We start from the raw sequence: 24,464 nt of genomic DNA, 5'->3' as shown, positions 1-24,464 counted from the left end.
TCTAAAAAATTATAAAAAATATTTTTTATTTTATTCTTATGAAAATTGGCATTAGTATTGCTTATGTATATTTGTGAAACAATAAACAATTTTGGAGGAATAAATATGTTAAAGAAAGTATTTGAACCAATTAGCATAGGAAAGCTAGAGATCAAAAACCGTTTTGTAGTACCACCTATGGTTGTTAGTCTTTGTAATGAAGATGGCACAATTACAGACAGATTTATTGATTATCATGAAGCTAAAGCTAAGGGAGGATTTGGCCTTATAATCACTGAAAATTATGCCATTGCTCCAGAGGGCAAAGGCTTTAAGTATATGGGTTGTATGTGGAATGATGAGCAGATGGACTCAAATAAAGAATTAACAAAAAGAGTTCATAAGCATGGAGCAAAAATTGCTCTTCAAATTTTCCATGCAGGAAGAGAAACTAGCAGTGCACTTACGGGAATGAAAATCGTAGCACCATCTCCTATTCCTGACCCTGTAATAGGCGAAATGCCCCATCCTTTAACACAAGAGGAGATTCAAATTATTGTAGAACAATTTGGAGATGCAGCTTTAAGAGCTAAAAAAGCAGGATTTGATGCCGTTGAATTACAAGGGGCACATGGTTATTTGATTAACCAATTTATGTCACCTTTTTCTAACAAGAGAGTAGATAAGTATGGCGGTAATGTGATGAATAGAGCTAGATTTGCCCTTGAAATTATTGAAAATATCCAAGAAAAGGCAGGGAAAGATTATCCTATCCTATATAGAATATCTGCAGATGAGTTAATTGAAAATGGATTAACAATAGAAGATACAAAAGTTATCGTAAAAATACTAGAAAATGCAGGGGTTGCTGCCATTGATGTGTCTGTAGGCGTTTATGCAAGTGGTTTTCATATAACAGCTCCTGCGGCAGTTAAACATGGATGGGAAGCAGATTTTGCTAAAGAATTTAAATCCATATTATCTATTCCAGTGATTACATCAGGACGTATTAATAATCCATTCTTAGCAGAAGGAATATTATTATCACAAAAGGCAGATATGATAGGTATGGCAAGAGCTTCTTTAGCTGATCCAGACCTACCAAACAAGGCAAAAGAAGGAATGTTTGATGAAATTATAGAATGTATCGCTTGCCGTCAGGGTTGTTCAGGAATGCTTTCTGAAGATTTGCCTGTAAATTGTGTATTAAATCCCCTTACGGGAAATGAGAAAGGGCTTTTTATATCAGAAGCTAAGGAAAAGAAAAAGGTATTTATTATAGGTGGTGGACCTGGTGGAATGGAAGCTGCTATTGTAGCAGCAAAACGTGGTCATGAAGTTCATATATTTGAAAAAGATAAGGAACTTGGAGGACAATTATTATTAGCAGCTGTTCCTCCTACTAAGTCAGAAATCACATCCTTTATCGTATGGCAAAAGAATCAATTAGAAAAGCTTGGTGTTCATATTCACTTAAATACAAAGGTGGACGAAGACCTATTAGAAAACCAAAAGGCAGACCACATTATAGTAGCAACAGGAGCTATACCATTTATTCCGCCCCTTCAAGGAGTAGACCATCCTATAGTTCTAACTTCAAATAGTGTATTAGGAGGATGGGATGAAGCAGGACAAAATGTAGTTGTTATAGGAGGCGGCCTTGTAGGAGCTGAAACGGCAGAGCATTTAGCAAAACATGGTAAGAATGTAACTTTGGTTGAACTTACAGATACAATTGCAAGAGATTGTGAGGCAGGAGTAAAATTCTTCCTAATGGAAGCCCTAGAAAACTTAAATGTGAATATTATGACCAATACAAAAGTAAAAGAAATAGGAGAAAATAAAGTGTTGGTTGCCTCAAATGGAGAAGATCAATTCATGGAAAATGTGGATACAGTAGTTATGGCAGTTGGTTCAAAACCAAACAATTCACTATTTGAAGCCATAAAGGAAAAGTATGAAAAGGTAAGTCTTATCGGAGATGCACAAGGGGTAAGAACTATTTTAGATGCAGTAAATGAAGGATATAAAACAGCTTTACAAATATAAAATATATATTACAAAAATAACCAATAAAAAGGAGAGAATAACATGATTACAATAGTTGCAAAGGGAGTAGTGAAGGAAGAAAATATCAATAAATTTAAAGAATATGCACAAACGTTAGTAGAAGAAACAAGAAAAGAAAAGGGATGTATTTCCTATAACTTATATGAAGATATAAACGACCCTAAGATAATTACTTTTATAGAAGAATGGGAAGATCAAGAGGCTATTGATGCACATGTGAAGGCTTCACATTTTGTTGAGATCGTTCCTAAATTAAGAGATTTACAAGAAAGTGAAACAGAGGTAAATCTTTATAAAAGAGTATAGGGGGAAATGAAATGGAAAAGGGAAAAATGAAAGGTGCTATGTTTTTAGAGCCTGAAAAAATTCAAGTTCGAAGTGTAAATATACCTGAAATTAAAGATGATGAAGTCCTTGTAAAAGTAAAATATTGTGGAATCTGTGGTACAGATATGCATATTTATAATGGTGCTTATTCTAAGGACATACTTCCTTTCATTGCAGGACATGAATTTTCAGGTGTTATTGAAAAAGTAGGGGATAGAGTAAAAAGATTTAAAGGTGGGGAAAAGGTAGTAGCAGATATTAATTTTAGTTGTGGTACTTGCTTTTATTGTAGACAAAATCAACCTATCATGTGTGAAGAAATGAAGCAATTAGGGATTCATATAGATGGAGCATTTGCTGAATATGTGGCGGTGCCTCAGGAAATGATCTATGAAATTCCACAGGAAATGGATCTAAAGGATGCTGCACTATTAGAACCTATTTCATGCGTAGTCCGTTCAGCTAAAAAACATAATATAAACTTTGCTGAAAGTGTTGTAATTATCGGTGACGGAGCTATTGCACTTATGCATGTGCAAATGGCAAAAATATGTGGGGCTGCACCTATAATTGTGATTGGACTTGATGAAGATAAAATGAAAAAGGCCAAGGAATTTGGAGCAGATTACGTTATAAAAAGCGGAGATGGAATGTATGAAGAGGTTAAGGATTTAACTGAAGGCAGAGGTGGAGATATAGTTATTGAATCTGTTGGTCTTCCTATTACTTATGATCAGACATTTAAACTTGTAAGACCAGGTGGTAGGATTGTAGCCTTTGGATTAGCCAGTGAAGATTGTGCTGTTAATTATAAACCCTTTGAAATGATCCTAAAAGAATTATCCATGGTAGGAAGTGTAGCAGGTGCTAAAAATGATTTAGCTCAATCTATTACATTAGTGAAGCATAAAAGATTTTTATTAGAGGATTATAAAAAGACCATAGTATCATTAGATCATATAGGTGAAGCATTTGAAAAATTAAAAACAGATAAAAGTATAATGAAGATATTGATAGAGATGGAAGGTTAGATACATTGGAAAGAATTCCCTAAGATTAAGAAGGGAGTTCTTTTTTTTTCACAAAGCATGCCCAGTAAAGATGTAGCTTACTGGTGAAAGCCCAGTCTAGGTAGTTGCCAATAATCCTAGTACCTATAAGACGAATTATTAGCCCTTGAGGATGATATTAGAAAGAAGATTAACCCTATTGAAAAAAACTTTATAAAATATTAATATATAAATATGTTTAAAGTAAAGGGAAGGTAATCTTATGGAGAATCAAAGAATCTACTGTAAAAAATGCAAATATTATTATGTAACATGGAATAATCAATTTCCTAATGGGTGTAAACTCTATGGGATTAAATCTAATCAATTACCTTCTATACTTGTGTATAGATCCACAGGGAAAAGGTGTGAATACTTTACAGAATAGATCCATTTAGGAGGCAGAGCATGTTCTTTTTTAGGCAAAAGAAAAAAGTGAAAAAAGAAAAAGGGATAGATAAGGAGAAGTTAAAGGAAATAGATGAGAAGAAAAATAAAAGACAAGAGGTAGTATCTAAGGTTTCAGATGAATTATTAGCTGATGCAATAAAGACAGTTCTATCTAAGAAATAAATTATTTCCATTTCCGAGGAAATAGTGAAAATAAGATAAAATGAATGAAAAGAATATAAATAAATCTATTAAAAAACACAGTTTTCCAAAAACTGTGTTTTCTTAACTCCAACAATTGACTAAAATAAGAGAAAGTATAACAAAAAATAGGGAGAGGACTATAATGTATATGAAATCACATGTAAAATCTTTACAGGAAGTAGGCACAATAAACACCTCTTAAAATTTAGTATATTACATATTATGCATATACAAATATATAATTGTTAGGAAACTTATGATTCTATTAATATTTATTAGAAAATCACAAAGAATATATTTAGAAAATAAATTTTAAATCTTGAGGTGAAAAGTATGAATGAAACTAAAGTGGATTTTAGAGATCTAGTAAATAATAAGAGTAAGCTTGGAAAGGAAATGGGATTAAACAATAATGAAGTAGCTATGAAGGTGGAAGGAAAGGGTGAGAATGTGGCTACCCTAATAGGAGGAAAAAAGGTAGATGCACAGGGATCAAGGAGTTTTATTAATGAACAATAAAAAGGATTAGTTACTTTTTTATGGAGGTTTTAATATGAATATATTTATAGGCCATAAACTAGAATTAACTAAAGAGGGATATAGTATTATTCTAGAAATAAACCCTAGTGCAACCTTAGCTGAGTTTGCCAGTGAATTTCATTATGATAAAAATGAAAATAATGAGTCCCTATATGAAGCTATACATAAGTATGTAAAAAGAAATTTTTCAAATCTTAAAATAGCAAAAGTTAAACTGGTGGTGGGTTCCCTATTACTCCTTTCAATCCCCTTTGCATCAGTGACAGCCCTTGGTAGTAATACCATTGTTCAAGAAAATATAAATAATCTAAAAAGAGTTAATATAACTTTGGATAATAAAATTCAAAATTATGATCAAGACCCTGTCATAATTAATAATAGGGCCTATGTACCCTTAGGAGAATTTATTAAATCAGCAGGTGGGAGTATATGGTGGAATGGAGAGAGCAAAACGGTTGGTATTAATAAGGATAATTTAAACTTTTCCTTTATCATGGGAGCTACTAGGGCTAGGTTTAACGGAAAATCCATTGAAATGGCACCCCATTATATTATAGATGGCAGGGTAATGGTTCCTGTTCGTTTCATAAGTGAAATATTAGGATTTAATGTGGGGTGGGATAATAAGACTAGGTCAGTTGTCTTAACAAGGGGAACACAAGGAGAGGCTATTGAAACCTATACAGTAGAGGGGGGAGATAGTCTTTGGAAAATTGGAAACAAATTTAATGCAGCAGTAGATGAAATTAAGAATATAAATAATTTGACATCTGATAGGATTGAAGCGGGTGAAAAATTATTAATTCCTAGTGATAATATACAACCAAATGCAGGCATATATTATGAAGAAACTGGGCCTAAGGTGGATACCTATAGGGTAGCAGCTGGTGATACGGTATATAGTGTTGCTAAAAAATTAGGAACCTCTCCTGATAAGGTTTTAAAATATAATTATATGGACCAGGAGCAATATCTTAATGCAGGACAGACTATATACATTTCCACTTATGCACCTAGAAATTATACAATTAGTCCAGGAGAGTCTTTAGTCCCACAGAGGAGGGGAAAAGTTGTAGATTGGTTTAGGGAAGGACAATATTTACTAAAAAGGGGAGATATATTTATTATTACAGATGTGGATACGGCCATGGAATTTAAAGTTAAGATGATGGGAGGATATAATCATTCTGACATTGAACCATTAACTGCCTATGATACAACAATAATGAGGTATTTATTTGGCACCTGGACATGGAAACCTAGAGCTGTTGTAGTGTTTAAAGATGGTATGAATATAGCCGCATCCCTAGCTGGTATGCCCCATGCCCATGATACAATTCCAAATAATAATGTTATAGGTCATTTTGACTTATATTTGTCAAATAGTATTTCCCACAATACAGGAATGCCTAGTTATAGGCACCAAATGATGGTATATAAGGCAGGAAAATAAGATGAAAAAACAAAGTTTTATAAAGGGTTTGTTTGTCATTATAGATTTCTGGTGTATAAACTTGCTTTATGTGAGCCTATTTCAGGAAAATATATTGAAAATCTTTTCCACCCAAGTCCTTGTCACAAGCGAAAGTGTGAATCTTCGTAGATAGGTTCATGAGTCATGTTGGAGTAGAATAGGATGTTGTGACGTTCCAGGGTTCCAAAGATTTTCAATATATTTTCCCTTATAGGCAAGTTACTGTATAAAGAAATCTTAGTGTTACGAAATCTATATAATCTTTATTAAGTAAAAATTTGCCTTTTGCTTTCATTTAATATGTGACTAGAAAAATCCTTTGATATGCTTTTTATATTATCATGATTTAAAATACTTTTAGGTTCATTGGCCGTACCCATGAGGGAAAAATAGGGTGGTAATCTAAATCCCTTATTAATATTTAAGGCACCTAGTAGTTGTTTAGCCACAATATCACTGCCAGAGTTTCCTGATACTACTATGGAAAAAAGGTTCTTTTCATAAAAGGAATGCTTCCTATAAAGGGCTGTTAATCTGTTAATAACAGCAGACAAATTAGCCGAGATGGCATCGTTGTAATTAGGGCATAAAAAGAGTATGCTATGGGCCCTTTCAATAGAAGGATAGATTTCTTCAACCATGACTCCCCCGTAGAAACAACTATTTTTTTCACTATAGTGCATACAAGTTTTAAAAGAACAACCTGTACAATCTAATACGGTTCCATTTTCCACATGAAATTCTGTAAAGTTAGGTAAATGGTTTTTAACTAGATTCCATAGGGATAAAGTATTAGATGTTTTATAGGAACTAGAGTGTAGAGCTAAAATATTAGGATTTACTATCTTTTCTTCTGTGAAATTTACTAATCTACTCACAAGCTTTTTAGATAGGCTATAGCATATTTCTTCTAAAGTCATATCCATAGTCTTTTGCCAAGTTAAAAAGTTTTTCAGATTACCTATGGCCTCCACTAGGGGATGGCCTATGAAAGCACACCCTAGGGAATTGGCTAAAAAAATTATTTCTCTGCTGAAATTTTTAGTGTATAGTTCGTTAGGACCATGGATTAAAAGGGCTCCTGTACAGTTAATAAGACTTTCACTTCCTAGGTTTTGTAAATACTCTATTGTCTTTAAAGTGTCATAGCAAACTCCAATATTATTTAATTCTATGGCAAAAAGTAGTTTTTTTCCCTGTAGATTAGAAAGTTCACTTACTTTGTCAACCATAATAGGATTTAAGTTTTTAGTACTATTTAATACCATATTATTTAAAATTTCAGATCTACTATTAGAACCTAAAATATATAAGTCCATCATATTATATTCACCAGTTCTTCATAGGTAGTAACAAGTCTTGTATACAATTTACTAGGAAGTTTCACCCTCTCTATTTCCAAGCCACTAGGCATTAATCTGTTTTTAGCACCCATAAAAACTCCACCCATGAAAGTAGCACTATAGTTCCAATCTCCACGTAAGGTGGCAAGTAGGGATAAGGCTCCAGATGATAGGGCTGGTCCTATAAATGGTTTAAATCCTGTAGCCCTAACATCTAAGTTTCCTTCCCTTGCCTTTTTGGTTAACTCTATAGATAGATCTTCATCATAATCATATATACTATTAGCTATAACTAAGCCATTTCCATGGGGACCATAAGCACGACCTTCATCTTCGTAAGGGATAGTTTTTTCATTTTCCTTAGAGTAATAAAGGGCACGAGCGTGCATTACTCCCAAACCATAGCCCCTTATTTGGCTAGGGAATAATCCATTAAAGTCTAAATCACCACTGGAGTTTTTATTACTCTCTAAAAAGGTTACTTTACATAAGAGGTCAACAGGATCTGATACTACAGCAAATATTCCTTTGAAATTTCTTTCACGGGCTAATTTAGCATATATAGATAGGATCTTTGAATTTTTTTCAAATTGAACCATACGTACATCACCTACATTAGAACCAACCTTAGGAACAAAGGCAGAAGCGCAAAAGGCAAATAAATCACAATTAAATAGATCATCCTCATCTATTATTTCTACAGAAGGAAACTGAGTTTTGTCCATGGAGTAGATTTGATTCAATTCGTAATTCCATCTATGTAGTGAATTAGAATCTATGTTATAAAGGCCTATTTTTTCTACTATATCTCCACCAAGGAGACGAAGGCCTATACCTAAAGTTCCACCCACATCTCCTAAGCCCACTATGTTTATTTTAAATTTCCTATTAGGTTTAGGTATAAGTAATTTTTTCCAATTTGGGTAAGCAGTGTTTATGGCACAAATTTTATTATTATTTATTTTATCCTGTATCCATTTTTCCGTAATCATAGGTATACGACAATCATCTATTAAGTTTATACCTTCCCTTTTAAAAAAGAGTAAATCCATATGGGATACAGAGTAGGAATCCCTAAAGAACTTAGGATTCCTATCTACTAAATAATATATAACCTCATTAGAATTAATTATTTCTTTTAAAGTGCAGTTTTCCAAATCTTCATATGAATTTTGAGAGAATAACAATTTGTCATTAAGTTTATAATAATACATTTTAATCCCTACTTTTCTATTAATATTTGTTTTAGCCTACTTAAGCGTTCTAAGTCATTTAACAGGTAGTGGGATGGATTTAAATTTAAATCATAGTGCATTCCACGACCTTGGTCTGGACAACGGGGTGCTATAAATACTTCACCTAAAGATTCTAATGTTAATTTTCTTTCGTTAATATTATGATATTCATTTTCAATGGAAGTTAATATGTTTATGGAAGCTTGGATACAAGTCTTTGATAAATTATATATGGATTCATTAGACGCTTTTGCAATGTATGTTGGTGACGTATAGGGCAATAATAGATTTACAGAAGGTATTAAATTCCTCCTTGGAGTTTCTCCACGCCACAGGGTATCTCCACCGAAAAAGGGTAGAAGATAGCTTTCGTTAAACCATGCTCTTAATTTTGGTATATAATAGGCACAATCCACATGCCTTCCCTGTCTATCTATAAGTTCCTTTCCACGGGCAGATAATAGTCCCACAATAGTTTTTTCCACATTGACTTCATGCTTCTGAAGTAGGGGATGGATAACATTATTTCTATAACCCTTATGTAGAATATCATCTATTAATATGACAGGTCTATTGAAGGATTTTATCATTTTCACCTGTGTATCAAGATCAGTGTAATGGGGGAAAGGGCCTATTTTAAAATCATCCATATGTGGGAAAAACATTTTTTCTGTGTGCATAGATTTGGTCACCGTATTTGGTATTATACTTCTATTTAACATATTACCAAAGGATACGCACATGGCCTTTCCTAGTTTTTTGGGAACAAAGGGTATAGTTGGAACGTTATTTTGAGCACATATTTTTCTAATTAATCTCTCGTGTAAAATTTGTCTATTAAAGGATAAAACCAAATTACCAGGATATAGTTTTGTTAGGGCATTTTGGATTTTCTTTCTAGATTCTATTATGGCCTTTTGCACATGGATATTACTTTTAAAGGGTTCTTTCATTACTGTTTCAATATCTAAATACAGGGTGGTTGGAGAATTCATGCTAGTTACATATACGGCATTAGATTCATTACTAAAATCTAATTTTAAAAAGCCCTGTAAAGATAAAATTTCTTGTAATGTATTAGAATGATACTTAGGGAGCATGTTATTATATACGGCATACTCATAGTCCTTAGAAATACAAAATGATAGGGTTTCTGTTAATATTATCTGTTCTAATTCTCGTCCATTTTTACCCATATTTGTAAATATTCCATCTAAAATCAATATCCTTCCACTAGAGTTTTCCCTCACATATTCGGAAACTTTTATATTTTTTAAATCATTGTATAGGGAATTTAATCTAGTCCAATGATGGATGGAAAAACCAAGGATTTGTCCATTCCTATTTAAGTCTCTTAAAATCAATATTCTAGCAGAGGGCTTATTACAAAAGTCTACTAATTTTGATCGAGAATCTTCGTAATGGTCCCTAAATAAAGAGGACAATTCATTTATTGAATCTATATCGAAGTTTTCGACTATTTGAACTTTAAAGGATAATTTTTCAGTAGGACTCTTAAATTGAGGCTCACTTCTGTAAAAACCATTTTCATATATATATCTTTGAGCCAGTGGATCTATTAAACTAGAAATATCCCTATTCTCATCTATATAGTTTCTTATTTGAGTAGAACTAATTTCTTCAAAGGGAGCAGATAATGTTAATACTGTACATGGGCTAGATAATTTATCTGATATGGTCTTAAGTTTTTTACTAGATTCCTTTTTAGATAATAGATTGTTCCTGTCAAATACTATATGGGGAAAGGACTGGATAGAATCCTTTGTATTTTCTTTATTATAGGCAGATGCATTTATAATAACATCACTTCCAACTACAATGTTAACATGAGAGTAGGGGAAATTATCCCTCAAAACTTTCAGATTTTCATCATTAGCTATATTAGTGGGCAATTCTTTTGGATATGTGTATATATCCAGTTCGCTTGCTATGGACATATTAATTATATTTTTTCTCAACTTATGGGGAAGGGTTTGCTTAGACCAAGAAAACTCATCTATGGCTAAATAAACTTCAAAACCTAAATCCCTTACAGAGGTTACAATCTTTTTATGGCTAAGGGAAAATGGGTCGAAGGTACCAGGGAAAAATGCGATTTTCTCAGGCAATGTTAGGCAATAATCCCCCTTAGTAAATATGTAATCAGAAATAAATTTATATATATGATGTAATGATGCTCCATTAGATAAAAACAACAGAGAATTATTTTTATCTTTCCTTACTAGGTTCAATATTTTTTTAGCTATGAGTTTAAATATACTATTTTTTTCTTCTAAATCAATTTTATTAGAAGCAAATATGGACCTACCTATTACTCCTAAAGCCATTTGTTCTACCTTTGGAGAATAGTGAACAAGGCCATTTAATAAAAGGCCTAACATATTCATAAGGCGTTTGCTGTGACATGTATCATCTTGAGAAAATTCATTTCTATAAATTGAATAATTTGCAACGGCAACTCCGATGGTTTTTAGTAACAAGGAGCTTATATTATCGTTAGATGTTTTAATTTTAAGACTAAATTCTTTAATAAAATCATCTAATTCATTAGGTCTTAAAGTTAGAATTATTTCACCTAAATAGTTAGGTATATATTTTGAAAATTGATATCCTGTAAGTTCTAATGCCCCTACTAACTCAACTACAATTTCATTTCTATTTTCATAGGACAAGTGGTGTATTAACTTTAAAATAGCAAGGCCAGCTTCCCTTCTTACATGGTTATGAGAACTTACCTTTAAAAGGTTGCAATAATGAAGGGCCACCTTGAACTTTTCATGTTCCCTACTAGTTAAAGCATTTTCCAATAAAATTTCTATTTGAACTTTTTTAATTATAGGATTAGTAGCAGACTTTAAATTTTTTAGAGAAATAGATGATAAATCACTTTGACTTAATTCTAAAGAATCATATTCCTTATTAATATTTAATTTTTTGTTTATTTTAACAAGAAGATAATCCTCCACAATAGAATTGTTTTTGTAGGGATAATCCATAATTAATTTTTCTACTTTTTCAATAAAAATTCCTTCAATAGGATCTGAATTTATTATGTAAATCAAACTATTTAATCCGCTTATTCTCAAAAATACTTCCTGTGAATCGCATATATCAATTAGAAAGTAAAAGAAACTTTCATAATAGGAGTCCTTTCTAGTAAAAGGAATATGCTTAATGGTGTCAATTAAATAAAAGAGCCTATTACTATCATGGATTTCCTTGTTATAAAATCGGATTAAAGTGTAGATATAGTCAGCGGTATTTAAATTTAATATTTTAGAACTTTTCTTTTTATGATTTTCAAAGAAAGAACTAATCATAGTGTTTAATAATTCTCCTATCCATTCTTGATGTTTAGGAATTATCTTGTGGCTAGGATATAGGAATAACTGAATGTACTTATTAAGAAGTTCTTTGCTAGTAATATTATCCATACATATACTTGCATTTTTTGGTAATTCTTTCCTATATTCAGTGTCATATATGGCTATTAATTTACCTATTATTTCAGAACTGTGTTTCCTAATATCGTCATCGGGATGGATTAAAAGTTCATATAAGAATTTTAAAGTAATGAGTTTTTGATTTTGAGTTAAGTATGTGGAATATTCTTCAAAAACACTTAAATACTCCCTTATAGTCTGCCCATTTTTTTCACTTCTTGCAGATTGTAATATTAGGTCTAGGGAAGTTTCTGTCCTAAGAAGATGCATTACCTCCACGTTATGATATATGGATAAATATTTAACATTATCAACTATTTCTTTACCCTGTAACAGGGAATAATATGTTTTATCCTTTTTTCTATGAGATATATTTTCATTAACATCTACGCTTATTCCTAAATCTAATAAAAAGTTTTCAAAGTCTTTTAATTTGTTATAAACCTTTGTATATCTCTTTTGCTTTTCCTCATCCATATTATCTAACTTATTAAGTATTACATCAAAGGCATCTGATAGGCATGTGATGGTCATTTTGTATCCCTCTGGTGTACTTACATTTTTAACTCTAAAGTCACAATATATTAAAATTAAAGATTCAATAGACAGATTTTCAAGTTCTAAGTCCCAAACGGAATGGTTAGCAGCAATATTTCTTATATATTCTATATTGTTTTTATTAAACCATAAATCCGTATAGTAATAGTGCAAATAGGGAACTCTTTTCTGTTCTTGACTAGTACAGCCAAATTTACCTATATCATGGCCAGCAGTAGAACCGGATACTCTACCTAAATCAATTGATAGGCATGAGTTATGGACCTGCTTTCCAATATACATGGCAAGATAATGAACTCCACATATATGATCTATGGTACTAAATCCTTTAACTTCTTGATTTAATTTCATAAGCTCATATACATATTGCCTGTTAAAGGATTTTATGAATTTCATGTATTCACTACTATCTTCTAGTGACTTCATCTCTTTCTTTGATAGGAAGTTTAGAGGATACTTACTCTGCCATGTGTTATCGTTGGATTTCTTTTGAAATTGTGATATAATTCTTAAAACCTCAAGATAAATATAAGAGGCTCTATGTAGTTTTGGATTAAGGGTTATGTTTACTGCATGGGGAAAGGATTTTGATAAACAAAATTCATATAGGTATTCAAGCCAGTTATTAGGAACTTGTTCTATACATAAGTCTGTTAATATGTTTTTACACAAGTTTAAAGTTCCAATGCAGGAATAATCCCTTTTAGAAACTATTTTACTTAATTCTAAGAAGAAGTGATTAGACTCTATATGGTTTTTGACAAAATCCCTATTTAGTGAGAATTTATTTAAAAAAGAATCATCTAATAATTTCCGTGATATACTATTGTATAATTCTTGAATAGTTATGTTGCTCATAAAATACCTCCTAGTATATATCCTTGTCAATTTTATTATAACGTAATTATAAGTTTAAATGTACATATGTAATGAAAAAGGAGTGATTTAGTGAAAAAGATAGATGAAAGAGATACCATGTTTGCTAGAATGGCATATGATAGAGGAACTGAGGAATATGAAGATTACTACAGAAGAAACCCCCATAAGCTTCAAATAGATAGTGAAATAAGAGAATTACCACCTATGGGAGGAGAAGGAAGTGCCATGTACAATCCTATTACTTCCCCCATTGTGGATGCTACCTTTAGATTTTTAGGAAAGATAAAAAAATATTCTGAAGGGGAAGTGAATTCTAATAAGAAAAAAATAGATGATATAAAAAAAATGACTAAGATCATAAAGGGATTGGCTAAACATTATAATGGAAAGTTAGTAGGTATAACTAAACTTAAGGATGAGCATTATTATTCCCATAGGGGAAGAGAACCTGAGAATTATGGAGAGGAAATTAAAAATAAACATAAATATGGAATTGTATTTGCCGTTGAGATGGAAAAGGATATGATCTTTCGTGGACCCCAATTGTCTGAATCAATAGAAGTAACTAAAGGATACGTGGATGGAGCCATAATAGGAATGATACTTAGTCACTACATAAGGGAATTAGGATATGAAGCAAGGAATCATATGGATGGAAATTATTTAGTTATAGCTCCATTAGTGGCAAGGGATGCAGGTCTTGGACAAATTGGAAGGCATGGACTTTTAATAACAAAAGAATATGGAGCTAGAGTCAGGCTTGGAGTAGTAACCACAGATTTAGAATTAATAGAAGATCCTAAAGATGACTTTGGTTTAATTGAATTTTGTAAAGTCTGTGGACGTTGTTCTAGCACTTGTCCAGGTAGGTCCATACCTAAGGGACCTATGGAAATGATAGATGGAATTGAAAGATGGAAGATTAATGCAGAAGAATGCTATAGAAGATGGAGGGCTTTAGGAACGGATTGTGGGATATGTTTAGCTAATTGCCCCTTTTCAGATAATATACCAGGTAATTTAGTTAATAATTTAAAAGAAGATTGGGCTAAAAAAGAAGTACTCAAAAATTTTACAGAAAAATATCCTATTAGGCCCTATATAAGAGGGAATGCAGATTGGTTAGAATAAGGCATATTCCTATAAAAACTCCTTACTAAAAAAAGGAGTTTTTATAATTAATTTAGAAAATAATTAAAGTATGAAAATTTCTTAAAGAAGATTAATTTATATAGTATAATAGATTTTGGACTTTAAATCTAGTACTAAATAATTCAACAAAGGAGTAATATATAATGAGAAATACAGATTCTATTTTAGTAAAAAAAGCAATAATCCATGTTTTAGATAATAATTCCGATATGCCACTTTTAACAGATTATGAACAGGAAATAGATGAGGTTATCCATGAATTTTTAGAAAAACATATTGTAAAGTGTTTGCAAGATGAAACTAATAAGAAAGCTAATTTCAGATCGGGAAATCAAGTAGTATTAAATTCTTGCCAAGACATATTTAATGATAGTGAAACCTTTGTGGAAAATTCTCAAAGGATTGGAAAACAACTTTTTAAAGTAATGAAAAGTAATAATAACATATCCTCTTGTGATTTAGTTATAGCCCTATATTCATTTGAAGATAATGAGTATATAGCTGTTCTTAAGTTAGATTATAGTACATCTTTTATACATCAGGTGGAATTTGTGGAGGAAAAATTTAAAATATCCATAGTACCTCAGGCTATAGGTCTTCCAGGACTAAATCAAAAAATACAAAAATGTGCTTTCATAAAAAGATATGATGAAGATGCTGAATATGATCTAATAGTTTTAGACAAGCAAATGTTTAATAAGGAAGATGATGCAGGGGTAGCACAATTTTTTATAAATGATTTTTTAAATTGTAATATGATATTAGATAGTAGGGATAAAACAAAAATATTTAAAAGTGCAGCTGAAAAATGGACTAGAAAAAATTTAAGAGAAGACATAGACAAGGCTCAGGAACTAAGAGAAGGAACTATAAGTCTTCTTAAAAATGCTGCAGAAGTAGATTTAGATGGATTTGCAAGGGACCTACTAGGTGAGGATAAGGATAAAAAGGATCATTTTATACAGCACATGAATAATGAAGGAATAGAATTGCATGGATTTGATATAGATAAAAATTGGGTAGAGAAAAAAATGAAAAGGAGGGTTATGAAGACAAATACGGGAATTGAAATAAAAGGAGAATATGAAGATTTTGAAGATGATGCTAAAATCGAGATAAAAAGAAATGGTGATGGAACTGTAAATATAGTAGTGAAAAATGTGAGATTTTTTCAAGAAAGATAGGTCAAAATACAGTTTAGGAGAATAAAATATTATTAAATTACTAAAAATAGATATAAATTATAGCTTTTCAATTTCATTCCCTTTAAAACTGTATTAACATATTGTATAATATAGTTAAACGTACCTAGAATGTGCGTATAAGCTTCATAATTCAACCGACAAATAACATCCGGGAACTGGGGTTTCCTTATCTATGTAATGCCTTTATTGGACTTCAGAAATAAGGGGCAGGTACCCACTTAGTTGAGACGCGGGTGTGAATTATAAAGCAAAACGGCATTCTGGGGCTTATTTTTTTGTAAAGACATATTTTAAAGTACTAATTTTTACACTTCCAGTAAGTAATATGGAGATCATATATACTAAAAATCCAAATAAAATGCTTATGGTTGTATTGAGAACAAGACCAATCTGTAAGATTGAGTAAGCAAATTTTATACATGCAATCATGAAACAAGTACATATTATAGGTTTTAAAATGTCATTAATAAATTTAATGGGCATTTTTTTTATGAAAAATTTTAAGGATAACACATTAAGAGTACATATTATAAGGGATGATATTAAAAATCCATATAAAAATCCTTTAATACCATAATGGGGATTAGGGACTAAATAAAAAGTACAAAATAGCTGAACACTAGTTCCTAGTAGGTAATTAATAGTAGTGATTACTTGTTTGCCCATGCCATGGAGCACTCCTGCTGCCGTATGATGAAGACTCCAAAGGATAACTGAATAAGATAAAAAGGATAGATAAAAGGATACATCATGTTCATTATATATTACTGTACAAATAGGTTCAGAAAAAGTTAAAAACAGAGCAAAGAGTGGAATTGATACGAATAAGGTCATTTTTATGGCTAAAGCAGATTTAACTCTAATATTATGAAGGTTTTTATAGGCCATTTCCTGAGACACGTTAGGTATAATGTTTATTACTAAAGCAGATGTTACTATAAAGGGCAAAAATAATAAGGGAAAGGCCATTCCTGTAATCTTACCAAAAACCTTCATAGATTCCACGTAGGAATAACCAGCAAGTTGAAGTTTTTGAGGTATTAATAGGGCGTTTAACGATTGTACAATAACTGCTATTAATCGAGTAATTGTTATGGGAGTAGCTATTAGGAGTATATCTGTTATGTAAAATAGGGGTCTGTTTTTTAAGGGAGAATAGTTTCTTTTTAATCTTGTTGTTTTCCTAAAGTTGTACAATAACCATATGAATCCTGTCAATTCTCCCACTGAAATACCAATTACAGCAACAAATGCAGCATATTTAATTTCAATAGGACCAAGTATATATAATGTGGCGATGACAAATGTGATTCTAAAAATTTGTTCTAATACCTGGGAAGTACCAGCAGGCTTCATTTCTTTTATACCATAGTAGTACCCTCTAAATATGGAAGATAAAGTAATTAAAACAATAGAGGGACAAATACCTAATAGGCTATAGTAGGAATCTGAGGACTTTAATAAGTTATCACTTATAAATCTGGCATTTTTAAACAAGAGAAAAGCAAAGAAAGAACTCATAATAAATCCTGTTATGGTGGCTAAGGCTAAAACCCTATAGGTATTTTTTTTATTTCCTAAGGAAATATTATGGGCTACTAATTTTGATACGGCTACAGGTATTCCAGCTGTGGTAAAGGTGATGCATATCATTAAAATGGGGAAAACTAGATGAAATAACCCTATACCTTCAGCACCTATCATACGTGAAAGAACTATTTTATAAAAAAATCCTAAAAATCTTACTATGAAATTTACAACTACTAATAAAAGTGTGCCGTAAAGAAAAGAATTTTTTTTCATGAATGACCTCCTTTAATCTGAGATGAACTCTCTTATCTCAAACTTTTTAACCTATAATAATCATATTCCATACAAGTTAAAATATGAATCTTGAATATGCCTAAATAGAATAAATAATCAATAGGTGTAGAATATTAAAAAAGAAAAATGATTTGAGGAGGTATGAAAATTGGAATTGGTATGTCCTTTATGTAATGGTTTAACTAAATATTTGTGCAGATGCCATAAATGTGAAAGTGTTATGATTGATAAGGGCCCCATAACAGATTTTTTAGATGAATATAGCCCCTATTTACCAATTGGATTGACAAGTATGGTAGATGGAGCAAATAGTAATTTTTGTGTACATTTATTTTATTGTGAAAAATGTGATCATGATAAGAGAGTTAAAATTGAAAGAATAAAAATTTAAAATATAGTTGACAGAAAGAAGGAATGCTATTATTATATAAATAACTTTAGTGCTTTAAAGTGATAAAATATAAAAGTGAGGAAGGGATAAGGGTGGAAAAACAGAAATATGATTATATGATATTAACTACCAAAGAAAATGAAAAGGAAGGAAGAATCATAGAAGAAAAGTTAGTTGAAAAGGGATTTAATGTGTGTAGTAAAATTTACAATAGTCATATGAAATATTATATTGAATATGCTCAAGATAATAAAACTAATGAAATAATTCAAATAGAAGACAATTATTTGAGAAATATAAGTCTTAAGGATAATAGGGTAACTAGGAGTTTTTTAAAGAATTTCATAAAACGATTAGAATATGGACAAAATTGTGTTTCTATTCACTAAAAATAAATAATAGATTTTTCCTAAAAGTTTAAATACAGTTTTTATAAGCTGTATTTTTTTTATTCACATGTGATATTATTTAAAAATAAAGGATTTAACTAGACTTATAAAACGGAGTTTTTGTATAATTATAATATATGGAGTATTTCATAGTAATATATAGGATTAAAGGAAAGGAACTTAAGTGAAATTATAGATACATATGAAGAAAAACTTAATTCGGATGGAAAAATAGAATTGTTAGTCATCGGATAAAGTTGTTTTTAGGAGGGCCTTATGGAAAAATTCAACAAAAACACTTTAGACAAAAGAAAACCTCAACACTTATATGTCCAATTATTTAATATTATTAGAGATAGCATAATAAAAGGACAATTAAAGGATCATTATAAGTTACCACCTATACGGTCACTAGCAGGTCAGTTAGAAGTAAATAATAGTACTGTGGTAAATGCATATAGATTATTAGAAAAGGAAGGTTATGTATATAAAAAAATGGGAAGTGGTACTTTTGTATCCCCTAGACTTGAATATGATAACGAAGATGTAATATTAGAAAAATACCCTGCTAAGGATGATCTTAAACTAATGGACCAAGGGCAAATGCAGATTAGAAAAGATATGATAAGTTTTGCCAGTGCAACTCCTACTCCTGATTTATTTCCAGTAGAAGCATTTAAAGTATTGCTAAATGAGGTGTTAGATAGGGATAAGGGAGAAGTTTTTGGATACCAAGAAAGCCAAGGATATTTTCCATTAAGAGAGTCTTTGACTAAATATCTAAAAAATTATAATATTGAAACCAAACCCGAAAATGTACAAATAATATCAGGAGCTCAACAGGGAATAGACGTAATAGCAAAGGCCCTAGTAGAATATAATGATAGGGTAATTGTAGAAAGCCCCACATATACAGGGGCAATTGGAACTTTTAGATCAAGGGGAGCCCAAATAATATCTATTCCCATTTTAGAAGATGGCATAGATATAAAGAAATTAGAAGAATCAGTTAAGGTTAACAAACCTAAGTTAATATATTTAATGCCTAATTTTCAAAATCCTACAGGTTATAGTTACTCTTTAGAAAAAAAGAAGAAAATATTAGACATAGCTAAAAAATATAATATATTAATAGTGGAAGATGATTATCTAAGTGATTTAGTATTTAATAAAAGGGAAAATGGCACATTAAAGAGCTTGGATAAGGATGGATTAGTAATATATATTAAGAGTTTTTCAAAGATTTTCATGCCTGGGCTGCGCCTTGGATTTTTAGTAATGCCCCCAAGGGTATACCATAAAATATTAAGGGCTAAGCATACATCAGATATTTCCACTTCTGGATTAAATCAGAGGGTCTTTGATTTATACTTAAGAAGAGATATTTGGAAAGACCATATACATCATATGGAAAAAATATATGAAGAAAGATTTGAAGTTATGGGCAAAAGTATTAGTAAATACTTTAGTCAATTAGGTTTAGAATATTCCATTCCTAATGGAGGTTTAAACTTCTGGTTTAAACTACCTGAGGGACTAAATTCTGATGAAATTTATGAAAAGGCAGCTGAAAAAAATGTATTAATAATACCAGGAAATATATTTTTTCCCATAGTAAATGAAAATAGTTATTTTAGACTAAGTATAGCAGCCGTATACCCAGAACAAATAGAAAAGGGTATGAACATATTGGCAAATATAATTAAGGGATATGATAAGGAACATATAAGAGATTACTATACCCCCTTATTATAAGGAATGATAGGAACCTAAAAAGGGAATTATGAATGTATGAGGAATTTTATTAGGATAAAAAATAGATTATTTAACTTTTAAGAAAGCATTTTAAATAAAAATATGAGGTGAGGTGAGCTTATGAATGTAAAGTTCATTATAAATCCTTCATCAGGTAAACAGATAGTTCAAAAAAGCCTTGATAGGATAATTGGAAGATTAGTACTAGATAAAATAATAAGGGAAGTGGATATATACTATACCATAAATGAAGAAGGAACCTTAAATGAATTAAAAAATATTCCCCAAGGTAAGTTTGATTTAATAGTAGCTGTAGGAGGAGATGGAACTGTAAATCAGGTTATAAACGGAATGGTAAAGTATAATGTTAATATTCCACTGGCCATACTTCCTAGTGGAACTGTTAACGATTTTGCTAATTGGTACAAAATATCTAATGATGGCCAATCCTTTATAAACATGATTAAGAATATGAAGACTGCAAAGATTGATCTAGGAAAAGTTGGAGAAAAATATTTCTTAAATGTAGCAGCTGGAGGAATGTTTACAGATGTGGGATACAAAGCATCTTCAGATTTTAAAACTACCTTTGGTAAGTACGCTTATTATGTGGAAGGTGTAAAGGAAATTCCTAAAAACCTTTTTAATAGTATAGAAGTAGAAATTGAGTATGAAGAAAAAAAAGAAAAAAAGGAAATATTCATGTTCATAGTATCTAATACACCTATGGTTGGAGGATTTAAGAAGGTTGCTCCCATGGCAAAGACTGATGATGGATTACTAGATGTGTGCATTATAGAAAAATGTGATATAAAAGATTTTGTCACCTTGTTTTTACAAGTGATTGCAGGAGAGCATATAAACCATCCTAAAATTATGTACCTTCAATCTAATAAAATAAGAATAACACCTACTTCTAAGAATAAAGATATAATATTGGATTTAGATGGTGAAAAGGGTGAAAGGTTACCAGCCACCATATTAACAATTCCTAAGGCAATAGAAGTGGTGATTCCATAGTAAACAAACAAGGGAGAGACTAAATATAGACTCTCCCTTAAGGTACATTAAAGTTATTTTTTTTCAGCAGTTTTCTCTATAGGAATAACTTGTGTAGAATTAGTTTTCATGCTACATTTTCCTTCAAATATGGCCTTGTCTTCTATTACAAGGCTGTCAACCTTTAAGTCACCTATAACTTTCCCCGATGAATTGATCTTAAGTTGTTCATTAGTGTTAATGTTTCCATGTACAGAACCAGAAATTATAACATTATCTCCTTGAATATTTCCTGAAATTTTTCCCTCAACACCTAAGATTAGATTTCCATTTATGATTATATCACCAAGAAATTCTCCGTCTATTCTTACAGTACCTTGGGCATTTAACTTCCCTTCAAATGTAGAACCTTTACCAATTAAAGTATTGATATTTGTATTAATATTTTCTGAACTAGTATTTTTTTTAAACATGCTAGACCTCCATTTATTCTAAAGTATTTTATTTTTCCTATGTACACATAAACTATTTACTACTCAAGATTTTCATAGGATTAATTCTTTTACCATTATAATGGACTTCAAAGTGCACATGGGGTCCCGTACTACGACCTGTATTTCCCATTTTAGCTATTAATTGTCCTTTTGTTACCTTTTGTCCTACTTTTACTAAATTCCTTTGATTATGGGCATATACAGTTCTATAACCATACCCATGGGAAATGATTAGAGTATTTCCATAACCAGACATTCTATCTGAGAAAACAACAATACCATTAGCTGCAGATAGGATATTTGTCCCCGTTTTATTGGCTATATCAATGCCCTTATGAAATTGTCTTCTGTTTGTCAGTGGAGACAATCTATAACCAAACTTTGAAGTTATTCTTCCATGAGTAGGCCATTTGTCAGGTTTACATTTTAAAAATTCTAATCGGTTGTTTACATCCTTAATTAATTTCTGTAAATTGTCATTTTCACTATCCATACTACCAGATAGGGATAATATTTGAGAGTCTAATTCTTCGTCTGATGAATCTAAGTTTATTCTAGATACTAAGGATCTTGAAACTTCCTTTTCCTTCATGGAATCAATGTTTTTTTTTAATCCTACCATTGCTCGAACTTGTTCTTCTAAATCGTTTAAAGCTTCTAGCTTTTCACTAATTAATTTTGTCTTGTTCCTCAATTGAGTAATTTCCTTTGATTGAACATTGTTTTCAGCCGTTAGCTTACTAATAATCTTTTCTTTGGTAGCCAAATCCTTATATAAAGATCCATTGCCACTTATTAAAAAAGCCAATGATGCACAAATTATAATAAAGGATATGGATGAGCAACCTAGAAAAGTATACAAAAATGATTTTTTAAAGTTAATTTGTTTAACATTTTCTCCCGTATGTGGAACTATCATAATAGATACGGATTCATTTTTGAGTTTTTTTATTATATGATTGAATTTCATATTAAATTTCCTCATTTCTAAAACACTATTAGGGCTATTATTCTACAAAAAAATAAAAAATCCTTCAAAAAAAACCAAAAATAAGAAGGAAATTTAAATTAAATGTAGAACTAGTAAATTTCATGAGAAAGACTTACTTAAAAATCTGATTGTTTATATTTGTTTCTTAAAAATAAATATAATAAAAATGGAGTGAAAAAAATGAGTATAACTATAAAAGATATAGCAAAACAAGCTGGTGTTTCCATATCTACCGTGTCTAGGGTAATAAATGGATCTAAACCTGTAAGTAATGAGATTAGGCAAAAGGTAATGGCAATAATTGAAGAGACTGGATATATGCCTAATCCTATAGCAAGAAGTTTAGTAATGAAAAAAAGTCAATTAATTGGCGTGGTAGTACCAGATATTTCTAATACATTTATAAATGAAATATTAAGTGGAATTGAAGAAATTGGAAGAATGTATAATTATGATATTTTATTATGTAGTACCTATGGAGACCAAGAACAAGAGTTGAGATATTTAAACCTATTAAAGGCTAAACAAGTGGAAGGTATTGTCTTTATGACTTGGGAATTAGATGAAAAACTTATTAAGTACATATCTAATATGAATACTCCTGTGGTTTTAATAAATCGAAATACGGACGAAGTTCAGATCCCCTCCGTATCCATAGATAATTTCAAAGCAGCCTATGAAATTACAGAGTATTTAATAAACAAAGGACATAAAGAAATAGCTCTTATGAGAAGACAAGGACGTGATGCATTTAGTTTAAGAATTTATGAAGGATATAAAAAGGCCTTAGAAGATAATAATATAGCACTAAATGAAAACATTGTGTATGAAGGGGAATATAAAATTGAAAAGGGATATGAATTAACCCAAAATTTAATTAAAAGTAAACATATGCCTACTGCCATATTTGCATCAAATGATGTAATGGCTATTGGTGCTATAAATGCTTTGTTTGATAATGGGTATAATGTACCTAATGATGTATCTGTTGCAGGTTTTAATGATATTGAACTATCCTCCATATATAGGCCTAAATTAACTACAATACATCAGCCTATATATGATATTGGTGCTGTTGCCATTAGAATGATAATAAAGAAAATAAACGAAGAAGAGCTAGATTGTAATGTAGTTAAGCTACCTCATAATTTAGTAGAAAGGGAAAGCGTTAAGTCCATAAAGTAATAGTATAAATATTTCATAGATAAGGAATACTATTTTATGTATACTTATATTTATGAAAATGGAGGCATTTGACTATGAAAAGAGTTGGTGTTGAAAAGTCTTTACAAAATGTGAAGAACTTTTTATCTAATGAAGGATATGATGTAGTTGAACTTCAAAATGATAGCAGTGATATAAGAAATCTAGATGCAGTAATAGTTACAGGACAGAAAAATAACTTTTTAGGTATGCAAGATACTGCTACTAAGGCATCTGTTATAAGTGCGGATGGACGTACACCGGAAGATATTAAAAACCAATTAACTAATACTTTTAGTTAAAAGAGACCTCTTATGAGGTCTTTTTTAATAATTTTTTAGTTGCTATTAAATAAAATTCTGATAAAATAGTGTAGTGTTATTAAACTATATATAGATATACAACTTATATAGATTTCTGGTGTATAAACTTGCTTTATGTGAGCCTATTTCAGGAAAATATATTGAAAATCTTTTCCACCCAAGTCCTTGTCACAAGCGAAAGTGTGAATCTTCGTATATAGGTTCATGTGTCATGTTGGAGTAGCAT

20 protein-coding genes and 1 other RNA gene are annotated in these 24,464 nt (G+C 30.9%); 15 read left to right on the top strand and 6 right to left on the bottom strand.

Going from position 1 to position 24,464, the window contains the following annotated elements:
* Positions 1-105 precede the first annotated feature (105 nt).
* The 6 genes from N4A57_RS17715 (at position 106) to N4A57_RS17690 (ending at position 6,012) form a co-directional block, all read left to right on the top strand.
* Entirely contained in the window at positions 106-2,028 is a 1,923-nt protein-coding gene (locus N4A57_RS17715) for an oxidoreductase (RefSeq protein WP_293659424.1), read from the top strand.
* A 42-nt stretch (positions 2,029-2,070) separates the two neighbouring features.
* A complete protein-coding gene (locus N4A57_RS17710) occupies positions 2,071-2,355 on the top strand; it encodes a putative quinol monooxygenase (RefSeq protein WP_293659423.1) in 285 nt (94 codons plus the stop codon).
* A gap of 11 nt (positions 2,356-2,366) precedes the next feature.
* On the top strand, positions 2,367-3,407 hold the full coding sequence (locus N4A57_RS17705) for a zinc-dependent alcohol dehydrogenase (protein ID WP_293659421.1): 1,041 nt from the start codon (positions 2,367-2,369) through the stop codon (positions 3,405-3,407).
* Between the two features lie 426 nt (positions 3,408-3,833).
* Entirely contained in the window at positions 3,834-3,998 is a 165-nt protein-coding gene (locus N4A57_RS17700) for a hypothetical protein (RefSeq protein ID WP_293659420.1), read from the top strand.
* Between the two features lie 354 nt (positions 3,999-4,352).
* Positions 4,353-4,538 (top strand): hypothetical protein, encoded by a 186-nt coding sequence (locus tag N4A57_RS17695; protein ID WP_293659419.1) that lies wholly within the window; start codon positions 4,353-4,355, stop codon positions 4,536-4,538.
* A 34-nt stretch (positions 4,539-4,572) separates the two neighbouring features.
* Positions 4,573-6,012, top strand: a complete 1,440-nt coding sequence (locus tag N4A57_RS17690) for a stalk domain-containing protein (RefSeq protein ID WP_293659417.1) — start codon at positions 4,573-4,575, stop codon at positions 6,010-6,012.
* 287 nt (positions 6,013-6,299) lie between these two features.
* On the opposite strand, the gene N4A57_RS17685 is transcribed toward N4A57_RS17690, so the two are convergent.
* From N4A57_RS17685 to N4A57_RS17675, 3 genes are read right to left on the bottom strand one after another with little or no spacing between them, the layout of a single operon-like run.
* A complete protein-coding gene (locus N4A57_RS17685) occupies positions 6,300-7,355 on the bottom strand; it encodes an NAD(P)H-dependent oxidoreductase (RefSeq protein ID WP_293659416.1) in 1,056 nt (351 codons plus the stop codon).
* Positions 7,352-8,590 (bottom strand): lactate/malate family dehydrogenase, encoded by a 1,239-nt coding sequence (locus N4A57_RS17680; protein WP_293659414.1) that lies wholly within the window; start codon positions 8,588-8,590, stop codon positions 7,352-7,354. The genes N4A57_RS17685 and N4A57_RS17680 overlap by 4 nt, the downstream gene beginning before the upstream one ends.
* Before the next feature lie 8 nt (positions 8,591-8,598).
* Complete coding sequence (locus N4A57_RS17675; protein WP_293659412.1) at positions 8,599-13,491, bottom strand: cytidyltransferase; 4,893 nt, start codon at positions 13,489-13,491, stop codon at positions 8,599-8,601.
* Between the two features lie 90 nt (positions 13,492-13,581).
* On the opposite strand from N4A57_RS17675, the gene N4A57_RS17670 reads away from it, so the two are divergent.
* From N4A57_RS17670 to ssrS, 3 genes are all read left to right on the top strand, one after another.
* Positions 13,582-14,643 carry a 4Fe-4S dicluster domain-containing protein gene (locus tag N4A57_RS17670; protein ID WP_293659411.1) on the top strand — a complete coding sequence of 354 codons (1,062 nt, stop codon included), beginning with the start codon at positions 13,582-13,584 and terminating at the stop codon, positions 14,641-14,643.
* A 164-nt stretch (positions 14,644-14,807) separates the two neighbouring features.
* The gene (locus N4A57_RS17665) at positions 14,808-15,848 is read left to right on the top strand and encodes a nucleoid-associated protein (protein ID WP_293659409.1); all 1,041 of its coding nucleotides are present in this window, start codon (positions 14,808-14,810) and stop codon (positions 15,846-15,848) included.
* Between the two features lie 118 nt (positions 15,849-15,966).
* Positions 15,967-16,140: non-coding RNA, 6S RNA (ssrS, locus tag N4A57_RS17660), on the top strand.
* Here ssrS and spoVB read toward each other — a convergent pair.
* The gene (spoVB, locus tag N4A57_RS17655) at positions 16,137-17,672 is read right to left on the bottom strand and encodes a stage V sporulation protein B (protein ID WP_293659408.1); all 1,536 of its coding nucleotides are present in this window, start codon (positions 17,670-17,672) and stop codon (positions 16,137-16,139) included. The genes ssrS and spoVB overlap by 4 nt on opposite strands.
* Before the next feature lie 169 nt (positions 17,673-17,841).
* Here spoVB and N4A57_RS17650 point away from each other — a divergent pair, with 169 nt between their 5' ends.
* From N4A57_RS17650 to N4A57_RS17635, 4 genes are all read left to right on the top strand, one after another.
* On the top strand, positions 17,842-18,084 hold the full coding sequence (locus N4A57_RS17650) for a hypothetical protein (protein WP_293659407.1): 243 nt from the start codon (positions 17,842-17,844) through the stop codon (positions 18,082-18,084).
* 92 nt (positions 18,085-18,176) lie between these two features.
* Complete coding sequence (locus N4A57_RS17645; protein ID WP_293659406.1) at positions 18,177-18,473, top strand: hypothetical protein; 297 nt, start codon at positions 18,177-18,179, stop codon at positions 18,471-18,473.
* A gap of 276 nt (positions 18,474-18,749) precedes the next feature.
* The gene (gene pdxR, locus N4A57_RS17640) at positions 18,750-20,228 is read left to right on the top strand and encodes a MocR-like pyridoxine biosynthesis transcription factor PdxR (protein ID WP_293659405.1); all 1,479 of its coding nucleotides are present in this window, start codon (positions 18,750-18,752) and stop codon (positions 20,226-20,228) included.
* Positions 20,229-20,348: 120 nt separating this feature from the next.
* Positions 20,349-21,248 carry a diacylglycerol/lipid kinase family protein gene (locus N4A57_RS17635; protein WP_293659404.1) on the top strand — a complete coding sequence of 300 codons (900 nt, stop codon included), beginning with the start codon at positions 20,349-20,351 and terminating at the stop codon, positions 21,246-21,248.
* A gap of 53 nt (positions 21,249-21,301) precedes the next feature.
* Here the strand turns inward: N4A57_RS17635 and N4A57_RS17630 are convergent, their stop codons facing one another.
* Both N4A57_RS17630 and N4A57_RS17625 read right to left on the bottom strand, forming a co-directional pair.
* Positions 21,302-21,700, bottom strand: a complete 399-nt coding sequence (locus N4A57_RS17630) for a bactofilin family protein (protein WP_293659402.1) — start codon at positions 21,698-21,700, stop codon at positions 21,302-21,304.
* 52 nt (positions 21,701-21,752) lie between these two features.
* On the bottom strand, positions 21,753-22,691 hold the full coding sequence (locus N4A57_RS17625; RefSeq protein ID WP_293659401.1) for a M23 family metallopeptidase: 939 nt from the start codon (positions 22,689-22,691) through the stop codon (positions 21,753-21,755).
* 201 nt (positions 22,692-22,892) lie between these two features.
* Between N4A57_RS17625 and N4A57_RS17620 the strand changes: the two genes are divergently transcribed.
* Both N4A57_RS17620 and N4A57_RS17615 read left to right on the top strand, forming a co-directional pair.
* Positions 22,893-23,897 (top strand): LacI family DNA-binding transcriptional regulator, encoded by a 1,005-nt coding sequence (locus tag N4A57_RS17620; RefSeq protein WP_293659400.1) that lies wholly within the window; start codon positions 22,893-22,895, stop codon positions 23,895-23,897.
* A 74-nt stretch (positions 23,898-23,971) separates the two neighbouring features.
* Entirely contained in the window at positions 23,972-24,217 is a 246-nt protein-coding gene (locus N4A57_RS17615) for a YkuS family protein (protein WP_293659399.1), read from the top strand.
* Positions 24,218-24,464 lie beyond the last annotated feature (247 nt).

It is taken from the genome of Anaeromicrobium sp., assembly GCF_025210435.1.
Taxonomy (GTDB): domain Bacteria; phylum Bacillota; class Clostridia; order Peptostreptococcales; family Thermotaleaceae; genus Anaeromicrobium.
Note: the sequence above shows the minus strand (reverse complement) of the source record. Positions and strands in the feature narration are given on the sequence as shown.

What these genes read in the sequence shown, in the direction of transcription:
- N4A57_RS17685 (WP_293659416.1), bottom strand. Translation starts at nt 7,355, where the DNA reads ATGATGGACTTATATATTTTAGGTTCTAATAGTAGATCTGAAATTTTA.
- N4A57_RS17675 (WP_293659412.1), bottom strand. Translation starts at nt 13,491, where the DNA reads ATGAGCAACATAACTATTCAAGAATTATACAATAGTATATCACGGAAA.
- N4A57_RS17705 (WP_293659421.1), top strand. Translation starts at nt 2,367, where the DNA reads ATGGAAAAGGGAAAAATGAAAGGTGCTATGTTTTTAGAGCCTGAAAAA.
- spoVB (WP_293659408.1), bottom strand. Translation starts at nt 17,672, where the DNA reads ATGAAAAAAAATTCTTTTCTTTACGGCACACTTTTATTAGTAGTTGTA.
- N4A57_RS17620 (WP_293659400.1), top strand. Translation starts at nt 22,893, where the DNA reads ATGAGTATAACTATAAAAGATATAGCAAAACAAGCTGGTGTTTCCATA.
- N4A57_RS17635 (WP_293659404.1), top strand. Translation starts at nt 20,349, where the DNA reads ATGAATGTAAAGTTCATTATAAATCCTTCATCAGGTAAACAGATAGTT.
- N4A57_RS17665 (WP_293659409.1), top strand. Translation starts at nt 14,808, where the DNA reads ATGAGAAATACAGATTCTATTTTAGTAAAAAAAGCAATAATCCATGTT.
- N4A57_RS17710 (WP_293659423.1), top strand. Translation starts at nt 2,071, where the DNA reads ATGATTACAATAGTTGCAAAGGGAGTAGTGAAGGAAGAAAATATCAAT.
- N4A57_RS17680 (WP_293659414.1), bottom strand. Translation starts at nt 8,590, where the DNA reads ATGTATTATTATAAACTTAATGACAAATTGTTATTCTCTCAAAATTCA.
- N4A57_RS17715 (WP_293659424.1), top strand. Translation starts at nt 106, where the DNA reads ATGTTAAAGAAAGTATTTGAACCAATTAGCATAGGAAAGCTAGAGATC.
- N4A57_RS17630 (WP_293659402.1), bottom strand. Translation starts at nt 21,700, where the DNA reads ATGTTTAAAAAAAATACTAGTTCAGAAAATATTAATACAAATATCAAT.
- pdxR (WP_293659405.1), top strand. Translation starts at nt 18,750, where the DNA reads ATGGAAAAATTCAACAAAAACACTTTAGACAAAAGAAAACCTCAACAC.
- N4A57_RS17690 (WP_293659417.1), top strand. Translation starts at nt 4,573, where the DNA reads ATGAATATATTTATAGGCCATAAACTAGAATTAACTAAAGAGGGATAT.
- N4A57_RS17625 (WP_293659401.1), bottom strand. Translation starts at nt 22,691, where the DNA reads ATGAAATTCAATCATATAATAAAAAAACTCAAAAATGAATCCGTATCT.
- N4A57_RS17615 (WP_293659399.1), top strand. Translation starts at nt 23,972, where the DNA reads ATGAAAAGAGTTGGTGTTGAAAAGTCTTTACAAAATGTGAAGAACTTT.
- N4A57_RS17695 (WP_293659419.1), top strand. Translation starts at nt 4,353, where the DNA reads ATGAATGAAACTAAAGTGGATTTTAGAGATCTAGTAAATAATAAGAGT.
- N4A57_RS17700 (WP_293659420.1), top strand. Translation starts at nt 3,834, where the DNA reads ATGTTCTTTTTTAGGCAAAAGAAAAAAGTGAAAAAAGAAAAAGGGATA.